Origin of the sequence: Streptomyces sp. NPDC090442 (assembly GCF_044769405.1) — a bacterium.
In the GTDB taxonomy this organism is placed as follows: Bacteria; Actinomycetota; Actinomycetes; order Streptomycetales; family Streptomycetaceae; genus Streptomyces.
The window spans coordinates 85,852-110,870 of the sequence record NZ_JBIVXW010000019.1 but is presented as its reverse complement, the minus strand read 5'-3'; the positions used below and the strand labels follow the sequence as shown (position 1 = coordinate 110,870).

Annotated in this window: 22 protein-coding genes; 13 read left to right on the top strand and 9 right to left on the bottom strand. The window is 73.0% G+C overall.

Features of this window, described 5'->3' with window-relative positions:
* Window positions 1–909 (bottom strand): methylisocitrate lyase, encoded by a 909-nt coding sequence (gene prpB, locus ACIQU6_RS16120; protein WP_403482244.1) that lies wholly within the window; start codon window positions 907–909, stop codon window positions 1–3.
* Window positions 909–2,417: an MmgE/PrpD family protein gene (locus tag ACIQU6_RS16115; RefSeq protein ID WP_403482243.1), complete on the bottom strand. Its 1,509-nt coding sequence runs from the start codon at window positions 2,415–2,417 to the stop codon at window positions 909–911. Before ACIQU6_RS16115 ends, prpB begins: the two co-directional genes overlap by 1 nt.
* Window positions 2,418–2,634: 217 nt before the next feature.
* On the opposite strand from ACIQU6_RS16115, the gene ACIQU6_RS16110 reads away from it, so the two are divergent.
* Entirely contained in the window at window positions 2,635–4,083 is a 1,449-nt protein-coding gene (locus ACIQU6_RS16110) for a short-chain fatty acyl-CoA regulator family protein (protein WP_403482242.1), read from the top strand.
* A gap of 110 nt (window positions 4,084–4,193) precedes the next feature.
* On the opposite strand, the gene ACIQU6_RS16105 is transcribed toward ACIQU6_RS16110, so the two are convergent.
* The 3 genes from ACIQU6_RS16105 to ACIQU6_RS16095 all read right to left on the bottom strand — a co-directional run bounded on the left by ACIQU6_RS16105 (window position 4,194) and on the right by ACIQU6_RS16095 (window position 7,365).
* Window positions 4,194–5,615 (bottom strand): amino acid permease, encoded by a 1,422-nt coding sequence (locus ACIQU6_RS16105; protein WP_403482241.1) that lies wholly within the window; start codon window positions 5,613–5,615, stop codon window positions 4,194–4,196.
* Between the two features lie 187 nt (window positions 5,616–5,802).
* A complete protein-coding gene (locus ACIQU6_RS16100; RefSeq protein ID WP_403482240.1) occupies window positions 5,803–6,204 on the bottom strand; it encodes a hypothetical protein in 402 nt (133 codons plus the stop codon).
* A 357-nt stretch (window positions 6,205–6,561) separates the two neighbouring features.
* Window positions 6,562–7,365 (bottom strand): sulfite exporter TauE/SafE family protein, encoded by an 804-nt coding sequence (locus ACIQU6_RS16095; protein WP_403482239.1) that lies wholly within the window; start codon window positions 7,363–7,365, stop codon window positions 6,562–6,564.
* A gap of 120 nt (window positions 7,366–7,485) precedes the next feature.
* Between ACIQU6_RS16095 and ACIQU6_RS16090 the strand changes: the two genes are divergently transcribed.
* Complete coding sequence (locus ACIQU6_RS16090) at window positions 7,486–8,286, top strand: AraC family transcriptional regulator (protein WP_403482238.1); 801 nt, start codon at window positions 7,486–7,488, stop codon at window positions 8,284–8,286.
* Window positions 8,287–8,355: 69 nt separating this feature from the next.
* Here the strand turns inward: ACIQU6_RS16090 and ACIQU6_RS16085 are convergent, their stop codons facing one another.
* Window positions 8,356–9,174: a helix-turn-helix transcriptional regulator gene (locus ACIQU6_RS16085; protein WP_403482237.1), complete on the bottom strand. Its 819-nt coding sequence runs from the start codon at window positions 9,172–9,174 to the stop codon at window positions 8,356–8,358.
* A 100-nt stretch (window positions 9,175–9,274) separates the two neighbouring features.
* Here ACIQU6_RS16085 and ACIQU6_RS16080 point away from each other — a divergent pair, with 100 nt between their 5' ends.
* The 6 genes from ACIQU6_RS16080 (at window position 9,275) to ACIQU6_RS16055 (ending at window position 16,294) form a co-directional block, all read left to right on the top strand.
* On the top strand, window positions 9,275–9,991 hold the full coding sequence (locus ACIQU6_RS16080) for an SDR family oxidoreductase (RefSeq protein ID WP_403482236.1): 717 nt from the start codon (window positions 9,275–9,277) through the stop codon (window positions 9,989–9,991).
* A gap of 106 nt (window positions 9,992–10,097) precedes the next feature.
* Window positions 10,098–11,177, top strand: a complete 1,080-nt coding sequence (locus ACIQU6_RS16075) for a zinc-binding dehydrogenase (protein WP_403482235.1) — start codon at window positions 10,098–10,100, stop codon at window positions 11,175–11,177.
* 98 nt (window positions 11,178–11,275) lie between these two features.
* A complete protein-coding gene (locus ACIQU6_RS16070; protein WP_403482234.1) occupies window positions 11,276–11,695 on the top strand; it encodes a VOC family protein in 420 nt (139 codons plus the stop codon).
* A 248-nt stretch (window positions 11,696–11,943) separates the two neighbouring features.
* A complete protein-coding gene (locus ACIQU6_RS16065) occupies window positions 11,944–14,334 on the top strand; it encodes an ATP-binding cassette domain-containing protein (RefSeq protein ID WP_403482233.1) in 2,391 nt (796 codons plus the stop codon).
* A gap of 203 nt (window positions 14,335–14,537) precedes the next feature.
* Window positions 14,538–15,791 carry an alginate lyase family protein gene (locus ACIQU6_RS16060; protein WP_403482232.1) on the top strand — a complete coding sequence of 418 codons (1,254 nt, stop codon included), beginning with the start codon at window positions 14,538–14,540 and terminating at the stop codon, window positions 15,789–15,791.
* Between the two features lie 200 nt (window positions 15,792–15,991).
* Window positions 15,992–16,294: a hypothetical protein gene (locus ACIQU6_RS16055; RefSeq protein ID WP_403482231.1), complete on the top strand. Its 303-nt coding sequence runs from the start codon at window positions 15,992–15,994 to the stop codon at window positions 16,292–16,294.
* Window positions 16,295–16,306: 12 nt separating this feature from the next.
* On the opposite strand, the gene ACIQU6_RS16050 is transcribed toward ACIQU6_RS16055, so the two are convergent.
* From ACIQU6_RS16050 to ACIQU6_RS16040, 3 genes are all read right to left on the bottom strand, one after another.
* Window positions 16,307–17,926: a peptide-N4-asparagine amidase gene (locus ACIQU6_RS16050; RefSeq protein WP_403482230.1), complete on the bottom strand. Its 1,620-nt coding sequence runs from the start codon at window positions 17,924–17,926 to the stop codon at window positions 16,307–16,309.
* A gap of 206 nt (window positions 17,927–18,132) precedes the next feature.
* Entirely contained in the window at window positions 18,133–18,864 is a 732-nt protein-coding gene (gene pepE / locus ACIQU6_RS16045) for a dipeptidase PepE (RefSeq protein WP_403482270.1), read from the bottom strand.
* 252 nt (window positions 18,865–19,116) lie between these two features.
* Window positions 19,117–20,028 carry a LysR substrate-binding domain-containing protein gene (locus ACIQU6_RS16040; RefSeq protein ID WP_403482229.1) on the bottom strand — a complete coding sequence of 304 codons (912 nt, stop codon included), beginning with the start codon at window positions 20,026–20,028 and terminating at the stop codon, window positions 19,117–19,119.
* A 129-nt stretch (window positions 20,029–20,157) separates the two neighbouring features.
* On the opposite strand from ACIQU6_RS16040, the gene ACIQU6_RS16035 reads away from it, so the two are divergent.
* From ACIQU6_RS16035 to ACIQU6_RS16015, 5 genes are all read left to right on the top strand, one after another.
* Window positions 20,158–21,246, top strand: a complete 1,089-nt coding sequence (locus ACIQU6_RS16035; protein ID WP_403482228.1) for a YncE family protein — start codon at window positions 20,158–20,160, stop codon at window positions 21,244–21,246.
* A gap of 123 nt (window positions 21,247–21,369) precedes the next feature.
* Entirely contained in the window at window positions 21,370–21,645 is a 276-nt protein-coding gene (locus ACIQU6_RS16030; protein ID WP_403482227.1) for a hypothetical protein, read from the top strand.
* A gap of 1 nt (window position 21,646) precedes the next feature.
* Window positions 21,647–21,889 carry a hypothetical protein gene (locus ACIQU6_RS16025; protein ID WP_274911516.1) on the top strand — a complete coding sequence of 81 codons (243 nt, stop codon included), beginning with the start codon at window positions 21,647–21,649 and terminating at the stop codon, window positions 21,887–21,889.
* 213 nt (window positions 21,890–22,102) lie between these two features.
* Complete coding sequence (locus ACIQU6_RS16020) at window positions 22,103–23,446, top strand: ATP-grasp domain-containing protein (protein WP_403482226.1); 1,344 nt, start codon at window positions 22,103–22,105, stop codon at window positions 23,444–23,446.
* A 78-nt stretch (window positions 23,447–23,524) separates the two neighbouring features.
* Window positions 23,525–25,000, top strand: coding sequence for an amidase (locus ACIQU6_RS16015; RefSeq protein WP_403482225.1), 1,476 nt, complete (start codon window positions 23,525–23,527; stop codon window positions 24,998–25,000).
* Window positions 25,001–25,019 lie beyond the last annotated feature (19 nt).

The following is a 25,019-nucleotide window of genomic DNA, read 5'->3' as shown; positions in this document are numbered from 1 at the left end:
TCAGGTCCCGGGCGGGAGGGTGAAGTCGAAGACGGCCGCGTCGAAGGCCGTGTAGTCCTGGTAGCCGAGGAGTTCGTAGAGGCGGGAGCGGGTCTGCATGCGGGGCAGCAGCGACTCCTGGGTGCCCTCGGCGGCCAGGGTGCGCAGGCCGTCCTCGACGGCGCCCATGGCCAGGCGCAGCAGGGTGACGGGGTAGAGCGCGATGTTGTAGCCGAGGTCCGCCAGCGTCCGCGCGTCGAGGAGGCGGGACTTGCCGAACTCGGTCATGTTGGCGAGGAGGGGGACGTCGACGGCCGCGCGGAACGCCGCGAACTCGGCCTCGTCGGCGAGGGCTTCGGGGAAGAGCGCGTCGGCGCCCGCGTCGACGTATGCCTTGGCGCGGTCGATGGCCGCGTCCAGTCCCTCGACGGAGCGGGCGTCGGTGCGGGCCATCAGCAGGAAGTCGGGGTCGCGGCGGGCGTCGACGGCGGCCCGGATGCGGCGGGTCATCTCCTCGCGGGGGACGACGGACTTGCCGTCGAGGTGGCCGCAGCGCTTGGGGTTGACCTGGTCCTCCAGGTGGAGGCCGGCCAGGCCGGCGTCCTCCATCAACTGCACGGTGCGGGCGGCGTTCAGCGGTTCGCCGAAGCCGGTGTCGGCGTCGATCAGGACGGGCAGGTCGGTGACCCGGGTGGTCTGCTGGGCGCGGGCGGCGATCTCGGTGGCGGTGGTCAGACCGATGTCGGGCAGGCCCAGGTCGGCGGCGAGGACGGCGCCGGAGAGGTAGGCGGCCTCGAAGCCGTGCTCCTGGATGAGGCGGGCGGAGAGCGGGTTCACGGCGCCGGGCATGCGCAACAGGCGGCCGGTGGCCAGTCGTTCGCGGAAGGCGCGGCGGCGTTCGGCGGGGGTGGTGCGGGTGTGCAGCAACATCAGAACAGGCCCTTCGGCAGGCTCGCGTCGTAGGCGGCCACGGTCTCCGGGTCGACGGCCGGGAAGAGGCCGTCGAGGTCGGGGGCGCGCAGTGCGGCGAGGTGCTCCGCGGCGGTCAGGAAGCGGTCCTGGGCGGCCGGGGTGACGATGCCGTCGGCGAGGGTGCGGAACTTGCGGGCGTAGGCGGGGCGGTCGAAGGGGCGGGCGCCGGCCGGATGGGCGTCGGCGACGGCCAGTTCGTCCTCGATGACCGAGCCGTCGTCCAGGGTGAGCACGGCGCGGCCGCCGAAGGCGCGGCGCTGCGGGTCGGGGTCGTGGTAGCGGCGGGTCCACTGCGGGTCCTCGACCGTGCTGATCTTCCGCCACAGCTCGACGGTCTCCGGGCGGCGGGCGCGCTCGGGGGCGTAGGAGCGGACGTGGTGCCAGGTGCCGTCCTCCAGGGCGACGGCGAAGATGTACGGCACGGAGTGGTCGAGGGTCTCGCGGCTGGCCGTGGGGTCGTACTTCTGCGGGTCGTTGGCGCCGGAGCCGATGACGTGGTGGGTGTGGTGACTGGTGTGCAGGACGATCGTGCGCACGCGGTCCAACGGGCCGGCCTTCTCCCGCAGTCGGCGGGCCAGGTCGATGATCGCCTGGGCCTGGTACTCGGCGGAGTGCTCCTTGGTGTAGGTGTCGAGGATCGCGCGGCGCGGCTCGCCCGCCACGGGGAGCGCGACGGTGTAGTCGGACTCGGGGCCGTCCAACATCCAGGCCAGGAAGCCGTCTTCGCCCTCGTAGACCGGGGACGGGGAGGTCTCGCCGCGCATCGCCCGGTCGACGGCCTCGATGGCGGCCTTGCCGGCGAAGGCCGGCGCGTACGCCTTCCAACTGGAGATCTCGCCCTTGCGGGACTGGCGGGTCGCGGTGGTGGTGTGCACCGCCTGCTGAATCGCTTGGTATACCGTCTCCGTCGGCAGTCGCAGCAGCGCGCCCAGGCCGCCGGCGGTGGCCGCGCTGAGGTGGGCGACGTGGTCGATGCGATGGGCGTGCAGGCAGATGCCCTTGACCAGGGCGACGTGGATCTCGTAGGCGGCGACGGTGGCGCGCAGCAGGTCGGCGCCGGTGCGGCCGGTGTGCTGGGCGACGGCGAGCAGGGGCGGGAGGTTGTCGCCGGGGTGGGAGTAGTCGGCGGCGAGGTAGGTGTCGTGGAAGTCCAGCTCGCGCACCGCGGTGCCGTTGGCCCAGGCGGCCCACTCCGGGGAGACCCTGGCGGCGGTGCCGAAGACCGAGGCGCCGGGGGTGCTGCCGCGGTGCGCGGTGGCCTGGGCGCGGGCGACGGCGACGGGGCGGCGCAGCAGGGAGGCGACGGCGACCGCGGCGTTGTCGATGACGCGGTTGACGGCCATGGCGGCGCTGTCGGCGTCCAACTCCTCGGTGCCGGTCGCCACCGTCGCCAGTTTCCAGGCGAGTTGGTCCTCGCGCGGCAGGCGGTCGGCGCTGGGGTGGACACGGACGTGGTGCTCGATCACGGGGCTCCTCGCGGCGGGTCGGTCCTGATGGTGCTGATGTGAGGAGACTGCCCGCTGGACGCCCGCCGGGCCACCGCTCCACGGTGCGGATTCCCTACCGTCCCGAGCTGCGAATCTGCGGATTCTGCGAATCTTGCGGATGCTATGTTCGCAACAGCTCGGCGCCCGCCGCGCGCGGTGCACGGGCCGGCGAAGGGCCGCCACGAGGAGGTGTGCCATGGCCGGACGACCGGCCGACCGCAAGGTCTACGCCCATGCGAAGCTGCGCCGACTGCGCCGCGAGCACGGCATGAACCAGGTCGACATGGCCCGCGCCCTGGGCCTCTCCACCAGCTACGCCAACCAGATCGAGCAGAGCCAACGCCCGCTGACCGCCCCCGTACTGCTGCGCATCGCGGAGGTCTTCGGCGTGGACGCGGAGTTCTTCTCCGACGCCGAGGAGGACCGGCTCGCCGCCGACCTGCGGACCGCGCTCGCCGACGAGGCGTGCGGGGTGACGCCGCCCGCCGCCGAGGAGATCGCCGAGGCCGCCCGCGACCACCCGGAGGTGGCCCGCGCCCTGGTCGCCCTCCACCGCCGCTACCGCGACACCGCCGAACAGGCCGCGGCCCTCGCCGCACCGGGCTCCGGCGGCTCCCTGCTGCCCCCGGGCGAACCGCACGACGAGGTCCGGGACTTCTTCTACGCCCACCACAACCACTTCGAGCCGCTGGACTCCGCGGCGGAGCGGAGCGCCGCGGCGATGGCGCTGCGGCCGGGCCGGGCCGCCGACCCGCTCACCGCCCGGCTCGCCGAGCAGCACGGCGTCACCGTGGTCCAGGCAGCGCCGGGCCGCTCCGCCGACGCCCGCCGCTTCGACCCGGCCGCCGGGGTGCTGTTCCTGTCCCCCTGGCTCAGCGACGGCCAGCGCGCCTTCCAACTCGCCACCCAGTTGGCGCTCCTGGAGCACGGCCCGCTGCTCGACCAACTCTCCGGCAGCGCACACGAGTTGACCTCACCGGAGTCGGTGGCGCTGGCCCGCATCGGCCTGGCCAACTACTTCGCCGGCGCCCTGCTCATGCCGTACGCCGCCTTCCTGGCCACGGCCGAGGAGGTGCGCTACGACATCGAGCTGCTGTCCGCGCGCTTCGGCGTCGGCTTCGAGACCGTCTGCCACCGCCTGAGCACCCTCCAGCGCACCGGTCGCCGCGGCGTCCCCTTCTCGTTCCTGCGGGTCGACCGGGCCGGCAACATCTCCAAGCGCCAGTCCGCGACCGATTTCCACTTCTCCCGCCTGGGCGGCACCTGCCCGCTGTGGACGGTGTACGAGGCGTTCTCCGCGCCCGGCCGGATACTGACCCAGGTCGCCGAGATGCCGGACGGCAAGCGGTACTTCTGGATCGCCCGCACCCTGACCCGGGGCGGCTTCGGCCACCACGCCCCGCGCGCCGAGTTCGCCATCGCGCTCGGCTGCGAGCTGCGCCACGCCCACCGGCTGGTCTACGCCGGGGGCGTCGCCCTGGACGACCCCCGGGCCGCCACCCCCATCGGCCTGGGGTGCCGGATCTGCGAGCGCCGCGACTGCGCGCAACGGGCCCGGCCCCCGGCCGGCGGGCGCCTGGCCATCGATCCCGACCGGCGGACGTATGTGCCGTATCCGGTGGAGACGCGCGCCACGGCGCCCTGATCGAGCGGCCCGGCGGGAAACGCGATGTGGCCGGGGCCCGGACGGATTTCCGTCCGGGCCCCGGCCACGTCTCCCGCGTGCCGGGCACGGGTGCCTGGCGCGCGAACGGCTCAGACCTGCGCGCCGTCGACGGCCCGCTGCCGGCGGCGCCGCTTGAGGCGGTCCGCGGTGATCAACGCGGCCACCACGACGGCCGTGCCGACCAGTTGGTGTCGGCCGTCCGAGCCGGCGGCCATCACCGCGAAGATGCCGAGGATGGCGGCCAGTGCCACCCAGGTCAGGTAGGGGAAGGCCCACATCCGCACCATCAGCAGCTCGGGCTGCTCGCGCTCCAGGCGGCGGCGCATCTTGAGCTGGGTGAGGCAGACGATGGTCCAGACGACCAGCACCGAGCAGCCGGCGATGTTCAGCAGCCAGGCGAACACGGTGCTCGGCCAGATGATCCCGGCGATCACGGCCACGAAGCCGAACAGGCAGGACGCCACTACCGCTGCCGCCGGCACGCCCCGGGTGACCCGGTTCAGGAACCGCGGCCCCTTCCCCCGGCTGACCAGGGAGTACGCCATCCGCGACGAGCCGTAGATGTTGGCGTTCATCGCCGAGAGCAGCGCGATCAGCACCACGATCTGCATGATCGTGCCGGCCGCCGGGATGCCGAGCCGGTCGAGCACGGTGACGTAGGGGCCGTCGGCGGCGACCTTCGGGTCGTTCCAGGGCACCAGGGTGACGACCACGGCCATGGAGCCGATGTAGAAGACGGCGATGCGCCAGACGGCCGTGCGGACGGCGCGGGCCACGTTCCGGCTCGGGTTGTCGGACTCCGCGGCCGCGATGGTGACGGTCTCCAGGCCGGCGAAGCCGGAGATGGTGGTCAGCAGGCCGGCGGCGAGGCCGGCGGCGCCGGTCGGGAAGAAGCCGCCGTGGCCGACGAGGTGTTGGGTGCCGGGCGGGGTGCCGAACACCCCGAGGATGGCGAGCACGCCCAGCACCAGGAAGGCGACGATCACGGTGACCTTGATCGCGGAGAACCAGAACTCGAACTCGCCGAAGTTCTTGACCGCGGTCAGATTGCTGGCGCAGAAGAACACCATGAAGATCGCCACCCAGCCGTAGGCCGGGATGAACGGCACCCAGTTGTGCATGATCGAACCGGCCGCGGTGGCCTCGGCCGCCACGCCGGCGGTCAGCATCAGCCAGTACATCCAGCCGGAGGTGGTCCCGGCCCAGGAGCCGAGCTCCTCGTCGGCGTGCACGGAGAACGACCCGGTGGAGGGCCGGGCCGCGGACATCTCGCCGAGCATCCGCATGATCAGCATGACCAGCGCGCCGGTCCCCGCGAAGAGCAGGACGATGGCCGGACCGGCCGCCGCGATGCCTACGCCGGAGCCGACGAAGAGTCCGGCTCCGATGACGCCACCGAGCGCGATCATCGACAGATGGCGCTGCTTGAGGCCGTGCGACAGCACGGGCGCAGCGTCGTCCTGCACAGCCGGTGGGGAGCCCTGGGGTGACTGGGCGAGGGTCCGGGTCATGGACGTGCCTGTTCATTGCTTGACGATCATTGAGCCTCCCGAGTGTGCGGTGTGCGGTACAGACACGACGTGAACGCCCGTTATTCGGACATCACGTTCACGGAGAGTGAGAGTGCGACTGTGCTGGGTGACGCTCGGCCGGCCCTGTCGACCGGGACGGACGGCCCGCGGCCCGCCAGGCACGCGACTACCGGCGACGCGAACCGGTGACTGTCCGGGCGGCGGGCTCGGCACCGGACCGACCGGGCACGGGCGCGCGGAACGGCCGTAGCAGCAGCCGGGTTCCGGGCCAGGCAGCGAGCACCGCGACGACCAACACGCCCAGGCGCACCAGCATCTGACCGGCCCCCGGCGGGACCCGCGGCACCAACAGCACCGTCCCGGCCAGGCATACGCCCCAGGCCAGCACGGCAAGCACCGTGCAAGCGGCCGCGACCGGAACCCCGCCCACGCCCCAGGCCACGGCGTCCAGGTCCGCGTCGAAGCTGCCGGAGTCCGCCAACCCCACGGCGACCAGCAGCCAGAACACCACCGCCACCAGGAGGGCCGAGGTGAGGAAGAGGGTGGGGAAGGCGGCGGCGGCCGACATCAACGTTCCCAAGTCGACCTTCCCCCGTCGTACCGTGCGCTTCCCATCCCGCCGTGGCGACACGGCAGTTGTGGAGACGACCCCGGTGCGCGGCATGCCTGCCGACATCCGGCACCGGGACCGTCCTCCGCATCCCCCTGGGCACCATCATCGTCGCGCGGGCCGCAACCCGTCATTTCCGGTTCTCGGCAGCCTTCCCGGCGCCTCCATGCCCGGTTGCCGATAAAAGAACGTCAGCAGTGCGTCAAAAAACCGGAGAAGTCGTGCGGAATCAGGGAATTGGCGGGTATTCGCCGAGGCGGCTCGACGGCCGGACCGCCAGGCAACGACAGCACCCCACCGCCCGGCCGGTCCACGTCAGCCCGACAGCAGCATCGCCACCGCCACCACGACCAACAGGCAGATGTACGCCCAGGCATAGAGGCGGTCCGGGATCCGCGGCGGGCGGCGGCGCAGCACCGCGATCACCGGTAGCGCCCCCAGCAGCAACGCCGCGGCGGAGAGCGGGTCGACGAGGCCCACCAGGTGCCGGTGCGCAGCGGCGGCGGTGGTAACCGTGGCGCCGGCGAGCGAGACCACGGTGGCCGGGAGCGCGATGGTGAGCGTGAGGGGGTTGGCCAACGCGGTCGCCACCCGCATCGGGTGCCCGGCCCGCCGCAGGGCGGGCACGGTCATGACGCTGCCGCCGACGCCCAGGAACGCGGCGACCGCTCCGACCGGCGCGCCGAGGACGGCCGGCAACGGTCGCGGCGCGTCGTCGGCCGCCTCGCCCCGGGCGGGCGGGCGCAGGAACCCCGGGCGCAGGAGCAGGTCGACGACGGTAAGGGCGACGTACCCGACGAACGCCCAACGGACCAGCTCGGCCGGGGCGAGGCGGGTGGCGAGGGAGCCGACCGCGGCGCCGACCGCCAGCAGCAGGAGCAGCGCCCGACTGCCGCGGAGGGTGGCGAGCACCCGCCGCGGTGTGACGGCCGTCGCGAAGCCCGCGTTGACCACCATCACCAGCGCCGAGGTGGCCGTCGCCACCCGCATCGCGTCCCCGCCGAGTGCGGCGTCCGCCCACACCACGACCGGGACCGCGACGAACCCGCCGCCGAACCCGAACAACACCGTCGTGACTCCGGTGAGGAGCCCGATCCCTATCAATGCCACAACGTCCACGGAACCCACCTCACCAGTCCCACCCCCGTGCCCGCATGCGAAGATCGGCACGGTTCTTTCGTATCTCGGCCAGCGCGCGAACCGGCCCGCACCTCCGTACGCGGCCAGTACGGTTGCCCGGTGAAGAACGTCTCCCTGGACGACATCGACCACGTCGACCGGGTCGTCCTGCCGATCGGCACCGACTACCCACCCGGTCACCTCCTGGACTGGCACCAACACCGCCGCGCCCAATTCCTCTACGGCGCCACCGGGGTGATGGTGGTCGACACCGCCGAGGGCACCTGGACCGTCCCGCCCGAGCGGGCCGTGCTGATTCCGGCGGCGACCCGACACCGGGTCCGGATGCTGGGGGTGAGCACCCGGAGCCTCTACGTCGAGCCGGGCGCCGTGCCGTGGTGGCCGGCCACCTGCACGGTGGTGGACGTGCCGCCGCTGCTCCGCGAACTCCTGCTGAGCGCCGTGGAGTTCGAGGTCGACTACGGCCCCTCCGGACGGGAGGGGTGCATCGCCGCGCTCCTGCTGCACGAGATCGCGGCGCGCGCTCCCCTGCCCTTCCACGTCGCCCTTCCGCCCTCCCCCGACCTGGCACAGCTCTGCCGCGAGTACCTGGCCGCACCGGACGTCGCCGTCACCAACGCCGCCTGGGCCGCGCGGACGGCCCTGAGCGAACGGGCCTTCACCCGGCACTTCCGCTCGGAGACCGGCGACAGTCCGGCCGTCTGGCGGGCCCGCGCCCGCCTGTTGGCGGCCGTGCCCTGGCTGCGCGACGGCACCGTCAGCGAGGTCGCCGGCCGCCTCGGCTACGCCTCGCCCGCCGCGTTCACCGCCGCGTTCACCCGCGCCTTCGGGCTGCCGCCGTCCCGCTTCAGCGCGCGCGGCCGCGGCGACCGCGGCCCCGACCTCGGCCGCCGGCCCTGACGGCACGGCCCGTTGCCCGGCCGCGTGGCCGCCCGTGCCTGGCACGCCGCTCGCGCTGCCGGCGTCCGGTCAGCGCACCGGCAGATGCCTGGCGAGCCCGCGCAGCGCCCGTGCGGACGGTGATCCGGGGTCGGCCGTGACGAGGACGACTTCCTGGTCGTCCTCCGGTACGAACAGGACGTCACAGTTCAACCGCAGGGTGCCCGCGGCGGGATGGGCGAGGGTCTTGGTGCGGTGCCCGGGTGCGTGGATCGGTCGGGTTTCCCAGACCTGGCGGAACTCCTCGCTGCCGGACCGGAGTTCGGCGAGCAGCGTGGCGAGGTGGGCGTCCTGTGGATAGCGGTCCGCGGCCCGGCGCAACCGCGCCACGACGATGTGCCCGAACTCCTCGGCACCGGAGCTCTCGACGCCGTGCCCCCGACCGAGGAAGCGGCGCCGGGCCAGGTTCGTGGTGCCGCGCCCCAGGTCGTTTCCGAACAGTGCCTGGGCCAACGGGTTCCAGGCGACGACGCCGTAGGTCGCGTCGGTGACCAGGGCGGCGGTCTCCGGCAGGCGGCGGAGCATGTCGGCCACGTGCGGGCGGACCCGCCGCTGCGCGCTGGTGCCCGGCGGGGCGGGCGTGCCGGCCAGGCGGAACAGATGACTGCGCTCGGCCGGGGTCAGCCGCAGCGCCCGGGCCAGTCCGTCCAGGATCCGGGGCGACGGCCTGGGGCCGCGGGCCTGTTCCAACCGCGTGTAGTAGTCGACGGAGAGCTGGGCCAGCTCCGCGACCTCCTCGCGCCGCAGGCCCGGTGTCCGGCGACGGGCGTCGGTCGGCAGGCCGAGCGCGTGCGGCTGCAGGTCCGCCCGGCGGCCCCGTAGGAAGCGGGCCAGTTCCTCTCGCGCCATACCGCGCCTCCTGCCTGCCGATCACCGTCCGCGGTCGCTCCTCCTGCCTGGTACAGGTTGTCCCTGGCAGGGCGGTCCGCGCCAGAGGAGCGTAGCGGGCATGGACGCACGCACCGCACTGATCACCGGAGCCAACAAGGGCATCGGCCACCACATTGCCGGCCAACTCGCCGCGGAGGGCCTCACCGTGTACGTCGGGTCCCGGGACGCCGCACGCGGGCAACGGGCCGTCGAGGAAATCGGCGGCGGCGCCCGCCTGTTGGTCCTCGACGTGACGGACCCCGACAGCGTCGCCCGGGCCGCGGCGCGGGTGGAACGGCTGGACGTACTGGTCAACAACGCGGGCATCGCCCCCACGCTGGCCCCGCCGACCGGTGCCACCGTCGAGGACTTCCGGCGCACCTACGAGACCAACGTGTTCGCCGTCGTCGAGGTCACCAACGCGTTCCTGCCCGCGCTGCGCCGCTCCCCGCGCCCGCGGATCGTCAACGTCTCCAGCGGGACCGGCTCGTTGACCTGGAGCACGCACCCCAACCCGCAGTTCGCGCCCGGCAGTGGCGGGGCCGCCGCCTACCGCTCGTCCAAGACCGCCCTCAACGCGCTGACCGTCTCCTACGCGCAGACGCTGGCGGCGGAGGGCTTCAAGGTCAACGCGCTCGCGCCCGGCCTTCGGGCCACCGACCTCAATCCACGGGCCGCCGCGTCCGACGGGGACCCGGCGGAGGCCGCCCGGGGCGCCGTCCGTCTGGCGCTGCTGGCGGACGACGGGCCCACGGGCGGGTTCTTCTCCTGGGACGGAACACCCGTGCCCTGGTGAGGAGTCGGCCCGTCCCGCTACTCCTGGTGCTCCCGGTCCCAGGATCGGGCGCCTCTGGATGGCGCGCGCCGGGTCCGGTGCACTACTGGCCATGAAGGCATGGCAGATGACCACACCCGACAGCGGGCTGCGGCTCGCGGAGTTGCCCGATCCCGTGCTGCGCGGCGGCGGTGCCACGCTCGACGTACTCGCCGCGCAGCTCCCCGCGTACACCGAGGCCCTGGTGGCCGGCGGCCGCGGCGGGTTCCCGACCCCGATCGTGTTGGGACCCGGCGGGATCGGGCGGGTGACGGCGACGGCGGACGACGTGTTCGGGGTGCGGACCGGCGATGTCGTCGTCGCCAACGGGCTGTTCCGGTCCGGGCGGACGGCGCAGCCGGAGGAGGCGCTGCTGGGGTGGACCGGGATCGGCGGCGAGGGGCGCGCCACCGCGACCATCGACCGCATCCGCGCGGTGTGGCGCGACGGCGTGTATGCCGAACGGGCGATGCTGCCGGAGCGGACCCTGGTCGCGCTGCCCGGGGCGGAGGCGTATCCGGCGCCGGAGCGGCTCGCGTTCCTGCCGTGGCTCGGGATCGCGGGCGAGGCCGTGGAACGGGCGGGAGTGGGCGCCGGGCAGGTCGTCGCCGTGGTCGGGGCGACCGGTCAACTCGGGTCCGCGGCGGTGCTGGTGGCGCTCGCCCGCGGCGCCGCGGCGGTGGTCGCGGTCGGTCGCAACCGTGGCGCGCTGGACGCGCTGGCGGCCCTCGACCGGCGCGTGGTGACCGTGCCGCTCACCGGCGACCGCGGGGCCGACGGGCGGGCGATCGCGGCCGCCGCCGGGCCGGTCGACGCGGTCGTCGACACGTTGGGCGCGGTGTCGAGCCCGGATCCGACGATGGCCGGGTACGACGCGGTGCGCCCCGACGGAACCTGGGTCCTGGTCGGCGGGGTGCGGCAGGAACTGCCCGTCCCGTACGGCGACTTCATGCACCGACGGCTGACGCTGCGGGGGTCGTGGGCGTACCGCGAGGCGACGGTGCTCGCGCTCTGGTCGATGATCCGCAGCGGCGTCCTCGACCTCTCGGTGCTCGACGTCACGACGGTCGGCCTGGACGACCCCGCGGGCGCGCTGGCCGCGGCGTCCCGCTCCCGGGGGTTGGGGGTCGTCGTCCTCGTGCCGCGAAATGGAATGTCTCCGACATAAGCCACATAACCACCCATCTCCTGCTTCCAGGAGGGACCCCGTACACCGATCAGTTTTCGAGAAGCCCCGCCGACCGGGCCGTGGCTAGCGTGGCGACCATGAACATCACGCTGCACTCGTCCTTCCTCCCGCACACCGATCCGGACGCCTCCCTGGCCTTCTACCGCGACGTCCTCGGCTTCGAGGTCCGCAAGGACGTCGGGCAGGGCCCGCTGCGCTGGATCACCGTCGGCCCCACCGGCCAGCCGGGCACGTCCGTCGTCCTGGAGCCGCCGGCCGTCGACCCCGGCCTCACCGACGACGAGCGCCACGCCATCGCGGCGCTGATGGCCAAGGGCAGCTACGCCCGCATCATCCTGGCCACCGCGGACCTCGACGGCACCTTCACCCGGGTCCAGGCCAGCGGCGCCGAGGTCGCCCAGGAGCCGATCGAGCAACCGTACGGCGTGCGCGACTGCGCCTTCCGGGACCCCGCGGGCAATCTGGTCCGGATCAACGAGGTCGACGAACTCCGCTGAGCCGTCCGGCGATCACGGCCGCGACCTGCGCGGACGACGCGGCGCGGGGCCCGCGTCGGGCGTCGACCGGTGCCGGGCCGGGGCCGACCTCGCCCCCCACCCGGCACCGCGGGCCCGAACCGCGGCTACCGTTGCCGCGAGACCCCACCAATCAAGCAGAATCCGACATAGCGCCCGAAATAGAACAGACCACTACTGGCGTCGTCGACGGAGGCCGCGGAGGCGGCCCGCCCACACCTGGAGACCGCATGAGCACGTCCTTGAGGACGGACGCCCCGGCGTCCGCGCCGCACGCCGCCGACAGCCACGACATGATCCGCGTGCACGGCGCGCGCGAGAACAACCTCAAGGACGTCAGCATCGAGATCCCCAAGCGCCGGCTGACGGTGTTCACCGGGGTCTCCGGCTCGGGCAAGAGCTCGCTGGTCTTCGACACGGTCGCCGCCGAGTCGCAGCGGCTGATCAACGAGACCTACAGCGCCTTCGTGCAGGGCTTCATGCCGAACCTGGCGCGCCCCGAGGTCGACGTCCTCGACGGGCTGACCACCGTGATCACCGTCGACCAGCAACGGATGGGCGCCGACCCGCGGTCCACCGTCGGCACCGCCACCGACGCCAACGCCATGCTGCGCATCCTCTTCAGCCGGCTCGGCACGCCGCACCTCGGCTCGCCCAAGGCGTACTCCTTCAACGTGGCCTCGATCAGCGGGGCCGGCGCGGTCACCGTGGAGCGCGGCGGGCAGAAGGTGAAGGAGCGGCGCAGCTTCAGCATCACCGGCGGCATGTGCCCGCGCTGCGAGGGCCGGGGCACGGTCTCCGACCTCGACCTCACCCAGCTCTACGACGACTCGCTCTCCCTCAACGAGGGCGCGCTGACCGTCCCCGGCTACAAGTCCGGCGGCTGGAACTACCGCCTCTACACCGAGTCCGGCCTGGTCGACCCCGACAAGCCGATCCGCACGTACACCAAGAAGGAGCGCCAGGACTTCCTGTACCGGGAGCCGACCCGGATGAAGATCGCGGGCATCAACATGACCTACGAGGGCCTGATCCCGCGGATCCAGAAGTCGATGCTCGCCAAGGACAAGGAGGGCATGCAGCCGCACATCCGGGCCTTCGTGGACCGGGCGGTCACCTTCACCGTGTGTCCGGAGTGCGAGGGCACCCGGCTCACCGCGGCGGCCCGCGCCTCGAAGATCGCGGGCGTCAGCATCGCGGACGCGTGCGCGATGCAGATCAGCGATCTGGCCGACTGGGTGCGCTCGTTGGACGAGCCCTCGGTGGCGCCGCTGCTGGGCTCGCTGCGGCACACCCTCGACTCGTTCGTGGAGATCGGCCTCGGCTACCTCTCGCTGGACCGGCCCGCGGGCACGCTGTCCGGCGGCGAGGCGCAGCGCGTGAAGATGATCCGCCACCTGGGGTCGTCCCTGACCGACGTGACGTACGTCTTCGACGAGCCGACCACCGGTCTGCACCCGCACGACATCCAGCGCATGAACGACCTGCTGTTGCGGCTGCGCGACAAGGGCAACACCGTCCTGGTCGTGGAGCACAAGCCGGAGGTCATCGCGATCGCCGACCACGTCGTGGACCTCGGCCCCGGTGCCGGCACGGAGGGCGGCACGGTCTGCTTCGAGGGCACGGTGGAGGGGCTGCGCGCCAGCGGCACCCTCACCGGCCGCCATCTGGACGACCGGGCCGCCGTGCGGGACGCCGTCCGCAAGCCGACCGGCCGGCTGCCGATCCGCGGCGCGGCGACGCACAACCTCCAGGACGTGGACGTCGACATCCCGCTCGGCGTGCTGTGCGTGGTCACCGGCGTCGCGGGCTCCGGCAAGAGCTCGCTGGTGCACGGCTCGGTGCCGGCCGGCGCCGATGTCGTGTCGATCGACCAGAGCCCGATCCGCGGCTCCCGGCGCAGCAACCCGGCCACCTACACCGGGCTGCTGGAGCCGATCCGCAAGGCGTTCGCCAAGGCCAACGGCGTCAAGCCGGCGCTGTTCAGCGCCAACTCCGAGGGCGCCTGCCCCACTTGCAACGGCGCCGGCGTCCTCTACACCGACCTGGCGATGATGGCCGGCGTCGCCACCACCTGCGAGGACTGCGAGGGCAAGCGGTTCGACGCGTCGGTGCTGGAGTACACCCTCGGCGGCCGGGACATCGCCGAGGTGTTGGCGATGTCGGTGACCGAGGCGGAGGAGTTCTTCGGCGCGGGCGAGGCGCGCATCCCGGCCGCCCACAGGATCCTCCAGCGGATGGCCGACGTCGGCCTCGGCTACCTCACCCTCGGCCAGCCGCTGACCACGCTCTCCGGCGGCGAACGCCAACGCCTGAAGCTGGCCACGCACATGGCCGAGAAGGGCGGCGTCTACGTCCTGGACGAGCCGACGACCGGCCTGCACCTCGCCGATGTAGAGCATCTGCTCGGCCTGCTCGACCGCCTGGTCGACGCCGGCAAGTCGGTCATCGTCGTCGAACACCACCAGGCGGTGATGGCGCACGCCGACTGGATCATCGACCTCGGCCCCGGTGCCGGTCACGACGGCGGCCGGATCGTCTTCGAGGGCACCCCGGCCGACCTCGTCACCGCCCGCAAGACCCTCACGGGCGAGCATCTGGCCGCGTACGTCGGCGCCTGAGCAACACCCCCTCGCGCAGGGGGCCTTCGACCAGCGGCGGGCGACCTGGCGCACCGGAAAGGGGGTTGGGTACGAATGCACCCAACCCCCTTGGCATGCCCCCACGTTGGTGCTTCAATGCGCCTCGTCGCGAGCGTTAGGAAGGTTTCCTAACAGCTCTGGGCGCCGCTCGCCCGCATCCGCTTCCGAGAGGACGGTCCCCGATGGGTCGAAGGACCACGACGGCGGTGACGGCCTCCCTGGCCGGCGCCGCACTGATCGCCCTGTCCCTCCCGCTCACCACCGCGCCCGCCGGCGCCATCCCGGCCCGCACCACCACGTCCACGACCGCGACCACGACCGCGACCACGTCCACGGCTGCCACCGCGGCAAGGCCGTTCCAGCACCCCGGAGTCCTGGTCGGCGACCGGCAGTTGACCTTCGTCCGCTCGCGACTGGCGGCCGGCGCCGAGCCGTGGAAGTCCGCCTACGCGCAGCTACGGACCAGCCGCTACGCCACCCTCGACTGGCGGCCCAAGCCCCGCGCCACCGTCGAGTGCGGCTCCGGCTCACACCCCGACAACGGGTGTTCCGACGAGCGCGACGACTCGATGGCCGCGTACACCGACGCGCTCCAGTGGGCCCTCAGCCACGACCAGCGGTACGCCGACAAGGCGATCGAGATCATGGATGCCTGGTCGGCCACCATCAAGGAGCACACCAACTCCAACGCCCCGCTCCAGACCGGCTGGTCGGGCAACAACTGGGCCCGGGCCGGCGAGCTGATCCGGCACACCGGGGCGGGCTGGCCGGCCGCCGCCGTCGAACGCTTCACCACGATGCTGCGCACCGCGTACCTGCCCGAGCTGCTGCCGGGCAGTCCGCGCAAGAACGGCAACTGGGAACTCATCGAGACCGACGCGCTGCTGGGCATCGCGGTCTTCCTCGACGACCACAGCACCTTCGACCGGGCCGCGGCCATGTGGCGCCAACGCCTGCCCGCCTACGTCTACTTGACGTCGGACGGCGCGCTGCCGGTGCCGCCGCCGCGCGCGGGCATCAGCGGGAAGTCCGCACTGGTGAAGTACTGGCAGGGCCAGTCCACCTTCCGCAGCGGGCTCGCGCAGGAGACCTGCCGCGACTTCGGGCACACCGGCTGGGGGCTGGAGGCGGCCGCCCAGACCGCCGAGACCGCCCGGCTCCAGGGCCTGGACCTGTGGGCCGAGGGCCGCGACCGCCTGGTCCGGGCCCTGGAGTTCCACGCCGGGTACGCCAACGGCGCGCGCGTGCCGGGCTGGCTGTGCCACGGCACGCTCAAGACCGGCCTCGGGCCCACGGTCCAACTCGCCTACAACGAGTACCACGTGCGGGAGGGCCTTCCGATGCCCCAGACCCAGAAGTACGTGGCCGCGCACAGCCCGTTCGGTGCCAACTACTTCATCGGCTGGGAGACCCTGACCCACACCGACGCTCCCTGAGCGCCAGCGCCTGGAGCGCCAACGAGCCCGCCGGCAACGGCCGTTGAAATGTCGTTGCACGGCGCGGCCACCCACCGATACGGTGAATAGTTTTCCACCCTGAAGGAAGGAGCGCGCCATCGCGCCAGTGACGACCTCCCGAACCTAGCCGCCCGCCCGGAACGTCCGGGAGCACGGGCGGCGGTTCCGGAAGGAACGAGATGTCCCGTACGGACAGGACCAAGCCGCTGTGGGTGCGCTACGCGGAGCACCACCCCCGACCGGTCCACGATCACCGGCACGGCGCCTGCGATCTGCCGCCGAGCCCCACCCGGGAGGAGACCGACACCCGCTGCCGATGGGTACCGGGCGCGCTGCTGTTCGGCTTCACCTGCTGCGCGGGCTGCCGGGTGCGCTCCTGCCGCCGGGAGCGACAGGAGTTCGCCAGGATCGACAACCGCAGGGAGCGCTACGCGGGCCGGCGCGCGGCGCGCCGCCTCGCGAGCGGAGCGGACGACGGCTGACCGCCGCCCGGCTCAGCAGCCATACCGGTCCCCCGTCAACTCGCCCTGCGCCGTGGCCAGGGTGTGGTCGTAGCAGGCGCCCGGGCCGTGGAGGCGGTAGCGCTCGCGGGAGACGCCGGTGGCGTGGCGCTGCTCGCGGGGCACGTTCTGGGTGTAGGCGGCGTCGCCGGTGTAGGTGTCGTCCAGCCGCGACCAGTCGGTGCGCCGTCCGCCGCGCAGGCTCGTGCCGTCCGCGCGGTCACCCATCGTCATGGTGGTGCGCAGCCGGTTGTTGCCGTCGATGGTGGTGGCGCCGTCCATGGTGTGGGTGCGCTGCTTGCGGGTGGTGGTCGCGGGCCCCCGGCCGCGGACGGTCACCGTCTCGTCGTCGTGCCAGCGTGCCCGGAGCGCGTCGAGCGATTCGTCGGCGTTCCAGCGGTGCGTCGAACTCCCGGACAGTTCGCGGGTGATGGTCGTGGTGACCCGGCCGTGCGAGGTGTCGAGGTATCCGGAGACCGTGAGGGAGTGCCCGCCGTCAGCCGTCAGCCGGCGCTCGGTGCCCGGCCGGTACGCCGTCTTGTTGACCAGGTCGCCCGCCCGGCTCGTGAGCAGCGCGCCGGTCACGCGGGCGGCCTTGGCGTCCTGCCAGACCAGGACGTTGGTGGGGGTGCTCCAGCCGCTCTGCCCCGCGGGCACGCCGACGACCGAAACGGCGATCCGGTGCGGGCGCCCGTCGTTCAACTGGCCGGCGAAGGGCGTGAGGTCGTACTCCACCGGGCGGACGTCGAAGGCCCGCGGGCCGGGGATCACGTACCACAGGAAGGGGTTGGACCAGCCGCCCGTCCAGACGGTCGGATACGGCGCCGCGATGCCGGCCAGTTTGCCGTCCACGGACACCTGCACCTCGCGGTACGGGCCGCCCTTGGCCTTGCACGAGTACGGTGCCGCGTCCGGCACCGTCAGGTACCAGAACTCCTCGCAGCCGCCGCCCGATCCGGTGGCGTACACCTCGGCGACGATGCGCTCGCTGTTGCGCGGGGTGGTCAACTGCCCCTGGTACACGCCGTCTTCGGTGTGCGCGCCGCGCAGGGTGAGGACCTGGTCGGGGGTGCTGGCCGGCTTCGCCCGGCCCTGCGCCAGGTAGAAGGTCAGCGTCACCTTGACCTTGATGACGCCGGTGTAGGTGCCGTCCACGGTGTTGCCGATCAGCATCTCGACGGGCTGCCGGGCGCGCAGCGTGGGGGCGTACCGCGTGACGTCCTTCTCCACCTTCCAGGTGATGCCCTGCGGCGAGGGCTCGGGCGTCGAGGTGCGCAGGACCTCCACGCCGCCGATGTGCAGATACCCGAGCCGGTCGAACTGCCGCCCGGCCACGGAGCCTTGGAGCCGGAGGACGACCTTGTTCCAACGGTGTCCCCGGCCGCACCTGTCCGGTGGCGTGTAGGTGCCCCGGTACGGCGTGAAGTCGCGGAACTCGGTGTCGGCGAGCGTCACCTGGCAGGACGGGGTGTTCGGGACGGGCACCGGTGGGCCGGCGGTGACCGGGTCGTGCCAGTGGGTGCCGAACTCGGCGGGCGGCGCGGCGGTCGCCGGGCTCACGCCCAGCACCAGGCCGGCGGCAGCGGCGCACAACGTGAGGAACAGTCGTCTCATGGGTCAGGAGTGAAGCGCCTCGAACTCCGGTGCGCCAGTGCTCCTTTGGCCTGATCCTCGACGGGCGCGGAAACACCGGTCCGCCGCGCCGGGTGGGCGGCCCCCCGCCACGGGGAACCGGTTGGGCCTGTCCGTGGTGGGCGGCCCTGCCCGGTCGGCTGCCGTCCGGGCCGACGGGAGCCGCGGTTGGCCACCGTTGACCCGCCCTAGCCGGCCCGGTGGTCGAATCGCGCGCGGGTCGTGAGGAGGGCGCTGAGGTCGGCGCCCGGGGCGTGTTCGACGGGGGCGGCGCCACGGCGGAACAGGCGGGCGCCGGCGGGCAGTCCGTGCAGGGTCAGGCGGTCGCCGGTGCGGTGCAACCAGGTGCCCTCGCGCAGGCCCAGCACCGGAACGTCGTTCTCCTCCAGGAACTGGGTGATCCGCTCCTCGCGGGTCTCGCCCATGTGCGCGCTCGCCGGGTCCGGGTCCAGGTAGTGCGGGTTGATCTGGAAGGGGACCAGACCGAGCGTGGTGAAGGACGGCGGCTGGACGATCGGCATGTCGTTCGTGGTGCGCAGCGTCGGGCAGGCCATGTTGGTGCCGGCGCTGGAACCCATGTAGGGCATGCCCGCGCGGACCCGCTCGGCGAGGGCGTCCACCAAGCCGCGTTCGTGCAGCGTCTTGAGCAGCCGGAAGCTGTTGCCGCCGCCGGTGAACACCGCTTGCGCGGAGGCGACGAGCTCGCGCGGATCGGCGGCGGTGTGCGCGCCGCGCACCCGCACGCCCAGCTTCGTGAAGAAGGCGGCCGCCTTGGCGGTGTAGGCGTCGTGGTCGGCCAGCGCGAAGGGGACGAAGAGCAGTTCCGTCACGCCGTCCAGGTGGTGGGCGATCGCCTCGCGGGCGTGTTCGAGGTAGCCGTGGCCGGGCGCGGAGGAGTTGGAGAGCAGCAGCAGTCGCATGGCGGTGGGCGTGGGCATCAGGGTGTTCCTCGGCGTGGTGGTCGGTCGGCGGGTTGACTGGTTGGCGGGGCTCCACACAGCGGCGCCGAACGCGACCCTATCCCCGACGGCGGGAGACGGGTGCCTGGGCGGCGGCCCCGGTCACCCCCCACCGTGTCTGCGGCGCCAATCTCCGCAGCGTCTCCTCCGCCTTGGGCGTCACCATCGGCGAGGGCGGTCGCCCACCCGGGCCCGGCCGGGAGCCCCTCCCCTTCAGGAGCCCTCGTCCTCGGCCCCCGACGGCGCCAGGACCGCGGCCGCCAGGCGGTCGCGGAACCAGCGGTGCGCCGGGTCGGTCGCGTTGCGGGGGTGCCAGGCCATGCCGAGGTCGAGCGGGGCCAGGTCGAGGGGGAGGGGGAAGGTCCGCAGGCCGAGCGCGGCGATGGTGTCGGGGAGCCAGCCGGACAGGGTGAGGGCGATCAGGTCGTTGTTCCGGGCGAGCATCATCGCTGCGGTGTGACTGGGCACGACGACCGCGACGCGGCGCCGCAGACCGTGTGCGGCGAGCGCCTCGTCGATGGGCCCGAGCCGTTTGCCCAGCCGGGAGATGCCGATGTGGTCGGCCGCGGCGAACCGGCGGGCGTCGATCCGCCCCCGGAAGAGCGGATGGCCGCTGCGGGCGACGCCGAGCAGCGGGATCCGGGCGAGCCGTTGGGTGCGGATCTCCGGGTCCAGGTGTCCCAGCACCCCCAGTTCGACGTCCACCCAACCCTGCCGCAGACCGGGGCCGCCCTCGACCGCCTCCGGCACGAAGACCACGTCCACGTGCGGGGCCTCCGCATGGATCCGCTCGGTCAGGGCGCCCGCCAGTCCCGTCAGCAGCAGGTCGGACGCCTGCACGGTGAAGGTGCGTTGGAGGTGCACGGCGTCGAAACCGGCCCCGGGCCGCAGGACGTCGTCGAAGCGGCGCAGCAACGCGCCCACTTCTTCCCGGAGCTCCAGGGCCCGCGGGGTGGGCACCATGCCCTGGCCGGCGCGGACCAGCAGCGGGTCACCGACGGCCCGGCGGAGCCTGGCCAGCGTGCGGCTGACCGCCGCGGGCGACGTGCCGAGGCGCTCCGCGGCGCGGGTCACGCTGTTCTCCTGGAGCAGGGCGTCCAGCACCCGCAGCAGATTGAGATCCATCAACTGACGCTCCTGAACTGCACTTTTACGCCTGAGGCAAGAAGGGGATGCCAATCTTTGCATTGCTGGTGTCCGCCGCGCGGGCGGAGAGTGAAGGCGTCCACGAAGAGACGTCCGCAAGGAGTCCCCATGCCGAAGTCATCCGTGCCGCAATCCCCCGAGTCGCCCTCCGCGTCCCCCCGTGCCGGCCGCGAGGGCGATCTGCTGGCCGTGGTCAGCCAGAGCGGGCCGACCGTCTCGTTCTTCGACGCCGCCTCCGACCGGCACGTCGGCACCGTCGAAGTGGCCGCCGAACCCCACGAGTTGTGCTTCGATCCCGCGCAGCGACTGCTGTGGTGCACCCACACCTACTACTCGGGCTACTACCACGCGAACACCGGCCGGCGCACCGAGCTGACCGTCATCGACCCCGACACCCGCCGCGTCGTCGACGTCCTCGACCTCGCCCCCGAACACGGCCCGCACGGGCTGGCGTTGGACCCGGCGCGCCAGCGGCTGTACGTCAGCGTGGAGGGCTCGGACGACCGTCCCGGCGGCGTCGTGGTGGTCGACACCGCCACCCGTCGGCCGCTGGGCCGCATCGACACGGACGCGCCCGGCCCGCACTGGTTCGCCATCGACCCGACGGGCAGGACGGGTTACGCCACCAACAAGGAGGCGCCGTTCGTGTCGGTCGTCGACCTCGAACGGGACGTCCTCACCGCGAAGATCGAGGTGCCGGGCAGTGAGGGACTCGCGGTCGCCGCCGACGGTCGCGCCTACGTCGCCGCGCCGTACGCCGACTCCTTCTCCGCCGCCGCGGGCCGGCGGTCGGAGACCGGCATCCGGATCCTCGACGGCCGGGCGGCGTCCGTCGTGGGCACCCTGCCCACGGACGATGTCGTCCTCGCGGTCCATCTCACCTCCACCGGCAGGCTGTTGGTGGGAGAGACGCGCACCGAGCCCGACCCGTCGTCGCCGATCGGTCGCCCGGTACCGGGGCTCCTCACCGTTTTCGACGCCGAGACCCACCGGCGGTCGGGTCAACTGGAGGTCGGACGGCTGCCGTTGACGATCACCTCGTCGCCCGACGGCCGGCTCGGGTACGTGGCCTGCGTCATCTCGTCCACCGTCGACGTCGTCGACCTGGCGACGCTGCGCCCCCTGGCCCGGTTGGAGATCGCCAAGCGCGACGTGCCGGGCGCCCACGGCCTGGCGTACGTTCCGCGGCCGGTCTGAGGCCCGCGGTCGGCCGGCTCGGGTACGTGGCCCCGGCGGCCGACGCCGAGTGGGGCGTTGGTCGCGTCCGGGGCGGGACACCGTCGCGTTCCGGGGCGTAGCGTACGGGCGGAAGGAGGCCCCATGGACGCCACCCTCAAGACCGTCATCGACGGGGAGCTCGTGGAGCTGCCGGGCACCATCGCCGCGCTCCGCGCCAGCATGACCGCGGACCGGGCCGCCGCGTTCGACCGGGAGATCGAGCACCTGCCGGCGGCCGAGTTGCCGGCCGCGCTGGTGCGTTGGGCGTTGGCCGGGGCCGGCGCCGACGACGAGGACGAGGCCCTCTTCGAGCGCCTGGCCAGGGGTGAGGACATCGGCGCCGTCGACGCCGATCCGGGCGCGGACGGGCGGAGGTAGCGTGCCCTACCGGTTGCAGTACGCCCCGCCGGCGGACGAGATCCGGCGGGCGATGCCGCGCGCGTTGCGGGGCGCCTTCGACGCGGGGATGGCCCGGCTGGCGGCCGATCCGTACGGTCACGGCTCGACGCCGGTGCGGGCCGACGCGGATCGGCGCGAGGCGGCCGCCAGCGGGGTCGTGGTGCGCTACTACGTCAGCGCCACGGTGGCGACGGTGACCGTCGTGCGGGCCGTCCACGTCTGAGGCCGGGGCCGTCCGCGCCCGCGCGGACCCGGGCGGGGCCCGAACTTGATGACCGAATCCCGCCAGACAGGCGGTGGCGCGGGCTGGTGTGATCAGGGGAAACGTCACCCCCGGAAGGCAGGAGCTTTCCCGCATGACTGGTCCCCGTGTCAGTGGTGCCGCCGCGCGTGCGCGCGCCGGCAACCGCGCTGCCGGCTCCGGTGTTTCCCCGTCATGACCCACGCCCGTACGCCGGGCACGGACGCGGGGACGCCCGCCACCTCCGTGCCCCCGCCGGCCGCGCGGACCGCGGCGCGTCGGGCGGCCGGTCGCCCCGCGGCGATCGTTGACCCGTACTCCTCCGGGACGTTCTTCGCACCGTCGTTCCGGGCCGCCGGAATCCCGACGGTCGCCGTGCTGTCCCGGGCCGAGGTGCTCACGACCTACGCCGACAGTTGGCACCCCGAGGACTTCGACGAGGTGATCCACTACGACGGCGATCCGGTCCCCGTCGTGGAGCGCCTGCGGGCGTTGGACGTGCGGTGTGTGGTCGCGGGGTCGGACCCGGGGGTGGAGCTCGCCGATGTGCTCGCGGCCGAGCTCACCCCGGAGTTGGCCAACGTGCCGGCCCTGACCGCGGCCCGTCGGGACAAGGGCGAGATGGCGGCGGCGGTGGCCGCCGCGGGCCTGCCGGTCATCCGGCAGATCTGCACGGACCGGGCGGAGGAGGTCGCCGCCTGGCTGGTGCGGGAGGACCTGCTCGGCCGGGACCTGGTGGTCAAGCCGCCGCGGAGCGCCAGCACGGACGGGGTGGTCCGGATCCCCCAAGGGACGGGCTGGCGCGAGGAGTTCGCGGCCCAGTTGGGGCACCCCAACCAATGGGGGGTGGTCAACGACCGGATGCTGGTGATGGAGTACGCCACCGGCACGGAGTTCGTCGTGGACACCTTCAGTTCCCACGGCCGGCACACCGTCACCGACGTCACCCGCTATCAGAAGGTCGACAACGGCCGGCACATGGCGGTCTACGACGCCATGGAGTGGTTGGCGCCCGAGGACCCGCTGGTGGCGGGGTTGGTGGAGTACACCGTCGGGGTGTTGGACGCGGTGGGCATGCGCTTCGGGGCGGCCCATGTGGAGATCATGCTGACGGCCGACGGGCCGCGGCTGGTCGAGCTCAACGCGCGGCCGCACGGCGGCGGTCAGCCGCGGTTCTGCCGGCACGCCACCGGCGACAGCCAGATCGACCGCACGGTGCGGGCCGTCCAGCACGGCGGCGCCCGACCGGTCCCGGAGAGCTACACGCTGCTGCGGAACATGCTCGTGGTGTTCCTGATCAGCCAGTCCACCGGCGTGGTGCGCAATGCCGAGGTCTTCGACGGCCTGGCGAAGCTGGCGTCGTTGCACCATGCGGCCGTCCAGGTGCACAACGGCCAGGTGTTGGAGGTCACCCGGGACCTGCTCCACACGCTCTCCCTCGGGTTCGTGGTGCTGGCGCACGAGGACCGGGAGCAGCTGTGGGCCGACTACGCGGAGGTGCGGCGCATGGAGCGGCAGTTGCGGTTGGACGGCGACTGACGGGCGCGATGCCCGGCGGATGCGAAGTCTTCACACGGGTGTCTTCACGAGGATGTCTTCACAAGGAGGACGAGGGGCATGGACGATCTCGCGTCGTTAACGGCGGTGCAGCTCAGTCAGGTGATCCGCAGTCGGGCCGTCTCGCCGGTGGAGGCGGTGCAGGACAGCCTGGCGCGCATCGAGCGGCTCAACCCGGCGGTGAACGCGTTCGTCACGGTCTGTGCGGACGAGGCGTTGGACGCGGCCAAGAAGGCCGAGCGGGCGGTGATGTCGGGGGCCGAGGTGGGCCCGCTGCACGGGGTGCCGATCGGCGTGAAGGACCTCGATCCCGCGGTGGGGGTGCGGACCACCCGCGGCTCGTTGGTGTTCGCCCAGGACATCGCGCAGGAGACGATCCTGTGCGTCCAACGGCTCGTGGACGCCGGGGCGATCGTGGTGGGCAAGACCAACACCCCGGAGTTCGGGTTCAAGGCCACCACGGACAACGCGCTGTTCGGGCCGGCCTCCACGCCGTTCAACCTGGCGATGAACGCCGGTGGTTCGTCCGGCGGGAGCGCGGCGGCGGTCGCCACCGGCATGGTGCCGCTGGCGCAGGGGTCGGACGCCGGCGGTTCGCTGCGGGTGCCCGGCTCCTTCTGCGGCGTCTTCACGATGATGACGACGTTCGGCCGGGTCGCGGTGCCGGCCCGGCCCAACGCCTTCCGGCGGCTGAACCCGATGGTCTGTTACGCGCCGCTCGCCCGGACCGTGGGCGACGCGGTCCTGGGGTTGGACCTGATGTCCGGGCCGCACCCGCGGGACCCCTATTCCTTCCCGGTGAGCGACGCGTTGGCCGACGCGATGACGCCGTCGTTGGCCGGGATGCGGGTCGCCTACTCGCCCGACCTCGGCGGCTATCCGGTGGAGGGCGAGGTCGAGTCGGTGGTGCGGGCCGCGCTGCCGGCGCTGAAGGAGGCCGGTGCGGAGGTGGTGGAGGTGAACTTCAAGCTGCCGCTGCCGCACGCCGAGCTCACCGCGATGTGGCGCCGGTACCTGTCGCTGTGCCACGCGGAGTCCGCGGAGGTCAGCCGTCGGCAGGGCATCGATCTGCTGGGCGAGCAGGGCCGGGTGGTCGACCCCGCGTACCTGGACAGCGTGCGGACCGGCGCGGCCCTGAGTGCGGTGGACTTCCGCCTCGGTGACCTGGTGCGGACGCAGGTGCTGGACGCCTTCGAGGACCTCTTCGACGGCTTCGACCTCGTCGTCAGCCCGGTGAACTGCATAGCCGGGATTCCCAACGACAGCGCGCGGACCACCGTCGGGCCCGATCGGGTCGACGGGCAGGGCGTCGACCGGTTCGTCGGGTGGTCGATGACCAGCCCGTTCAACCTGATCGGCAGCCCCGCGGCCACCGTGCCGGTCGGCCGGGCGGCCAACGGCGTGCCGATCGGCATGCAGCTCGCGGCGCGCCGGCACAACGACGCGGCCGTGGTGCGCGGTGCGACCGCCTGTCAGAAGCACCTGCCCTGGCGGCACCTCTACCAGAGCCTCGATCCGGCGCTCGATGCGCGCTGAGTCGGCCGCCGCTTGAGGG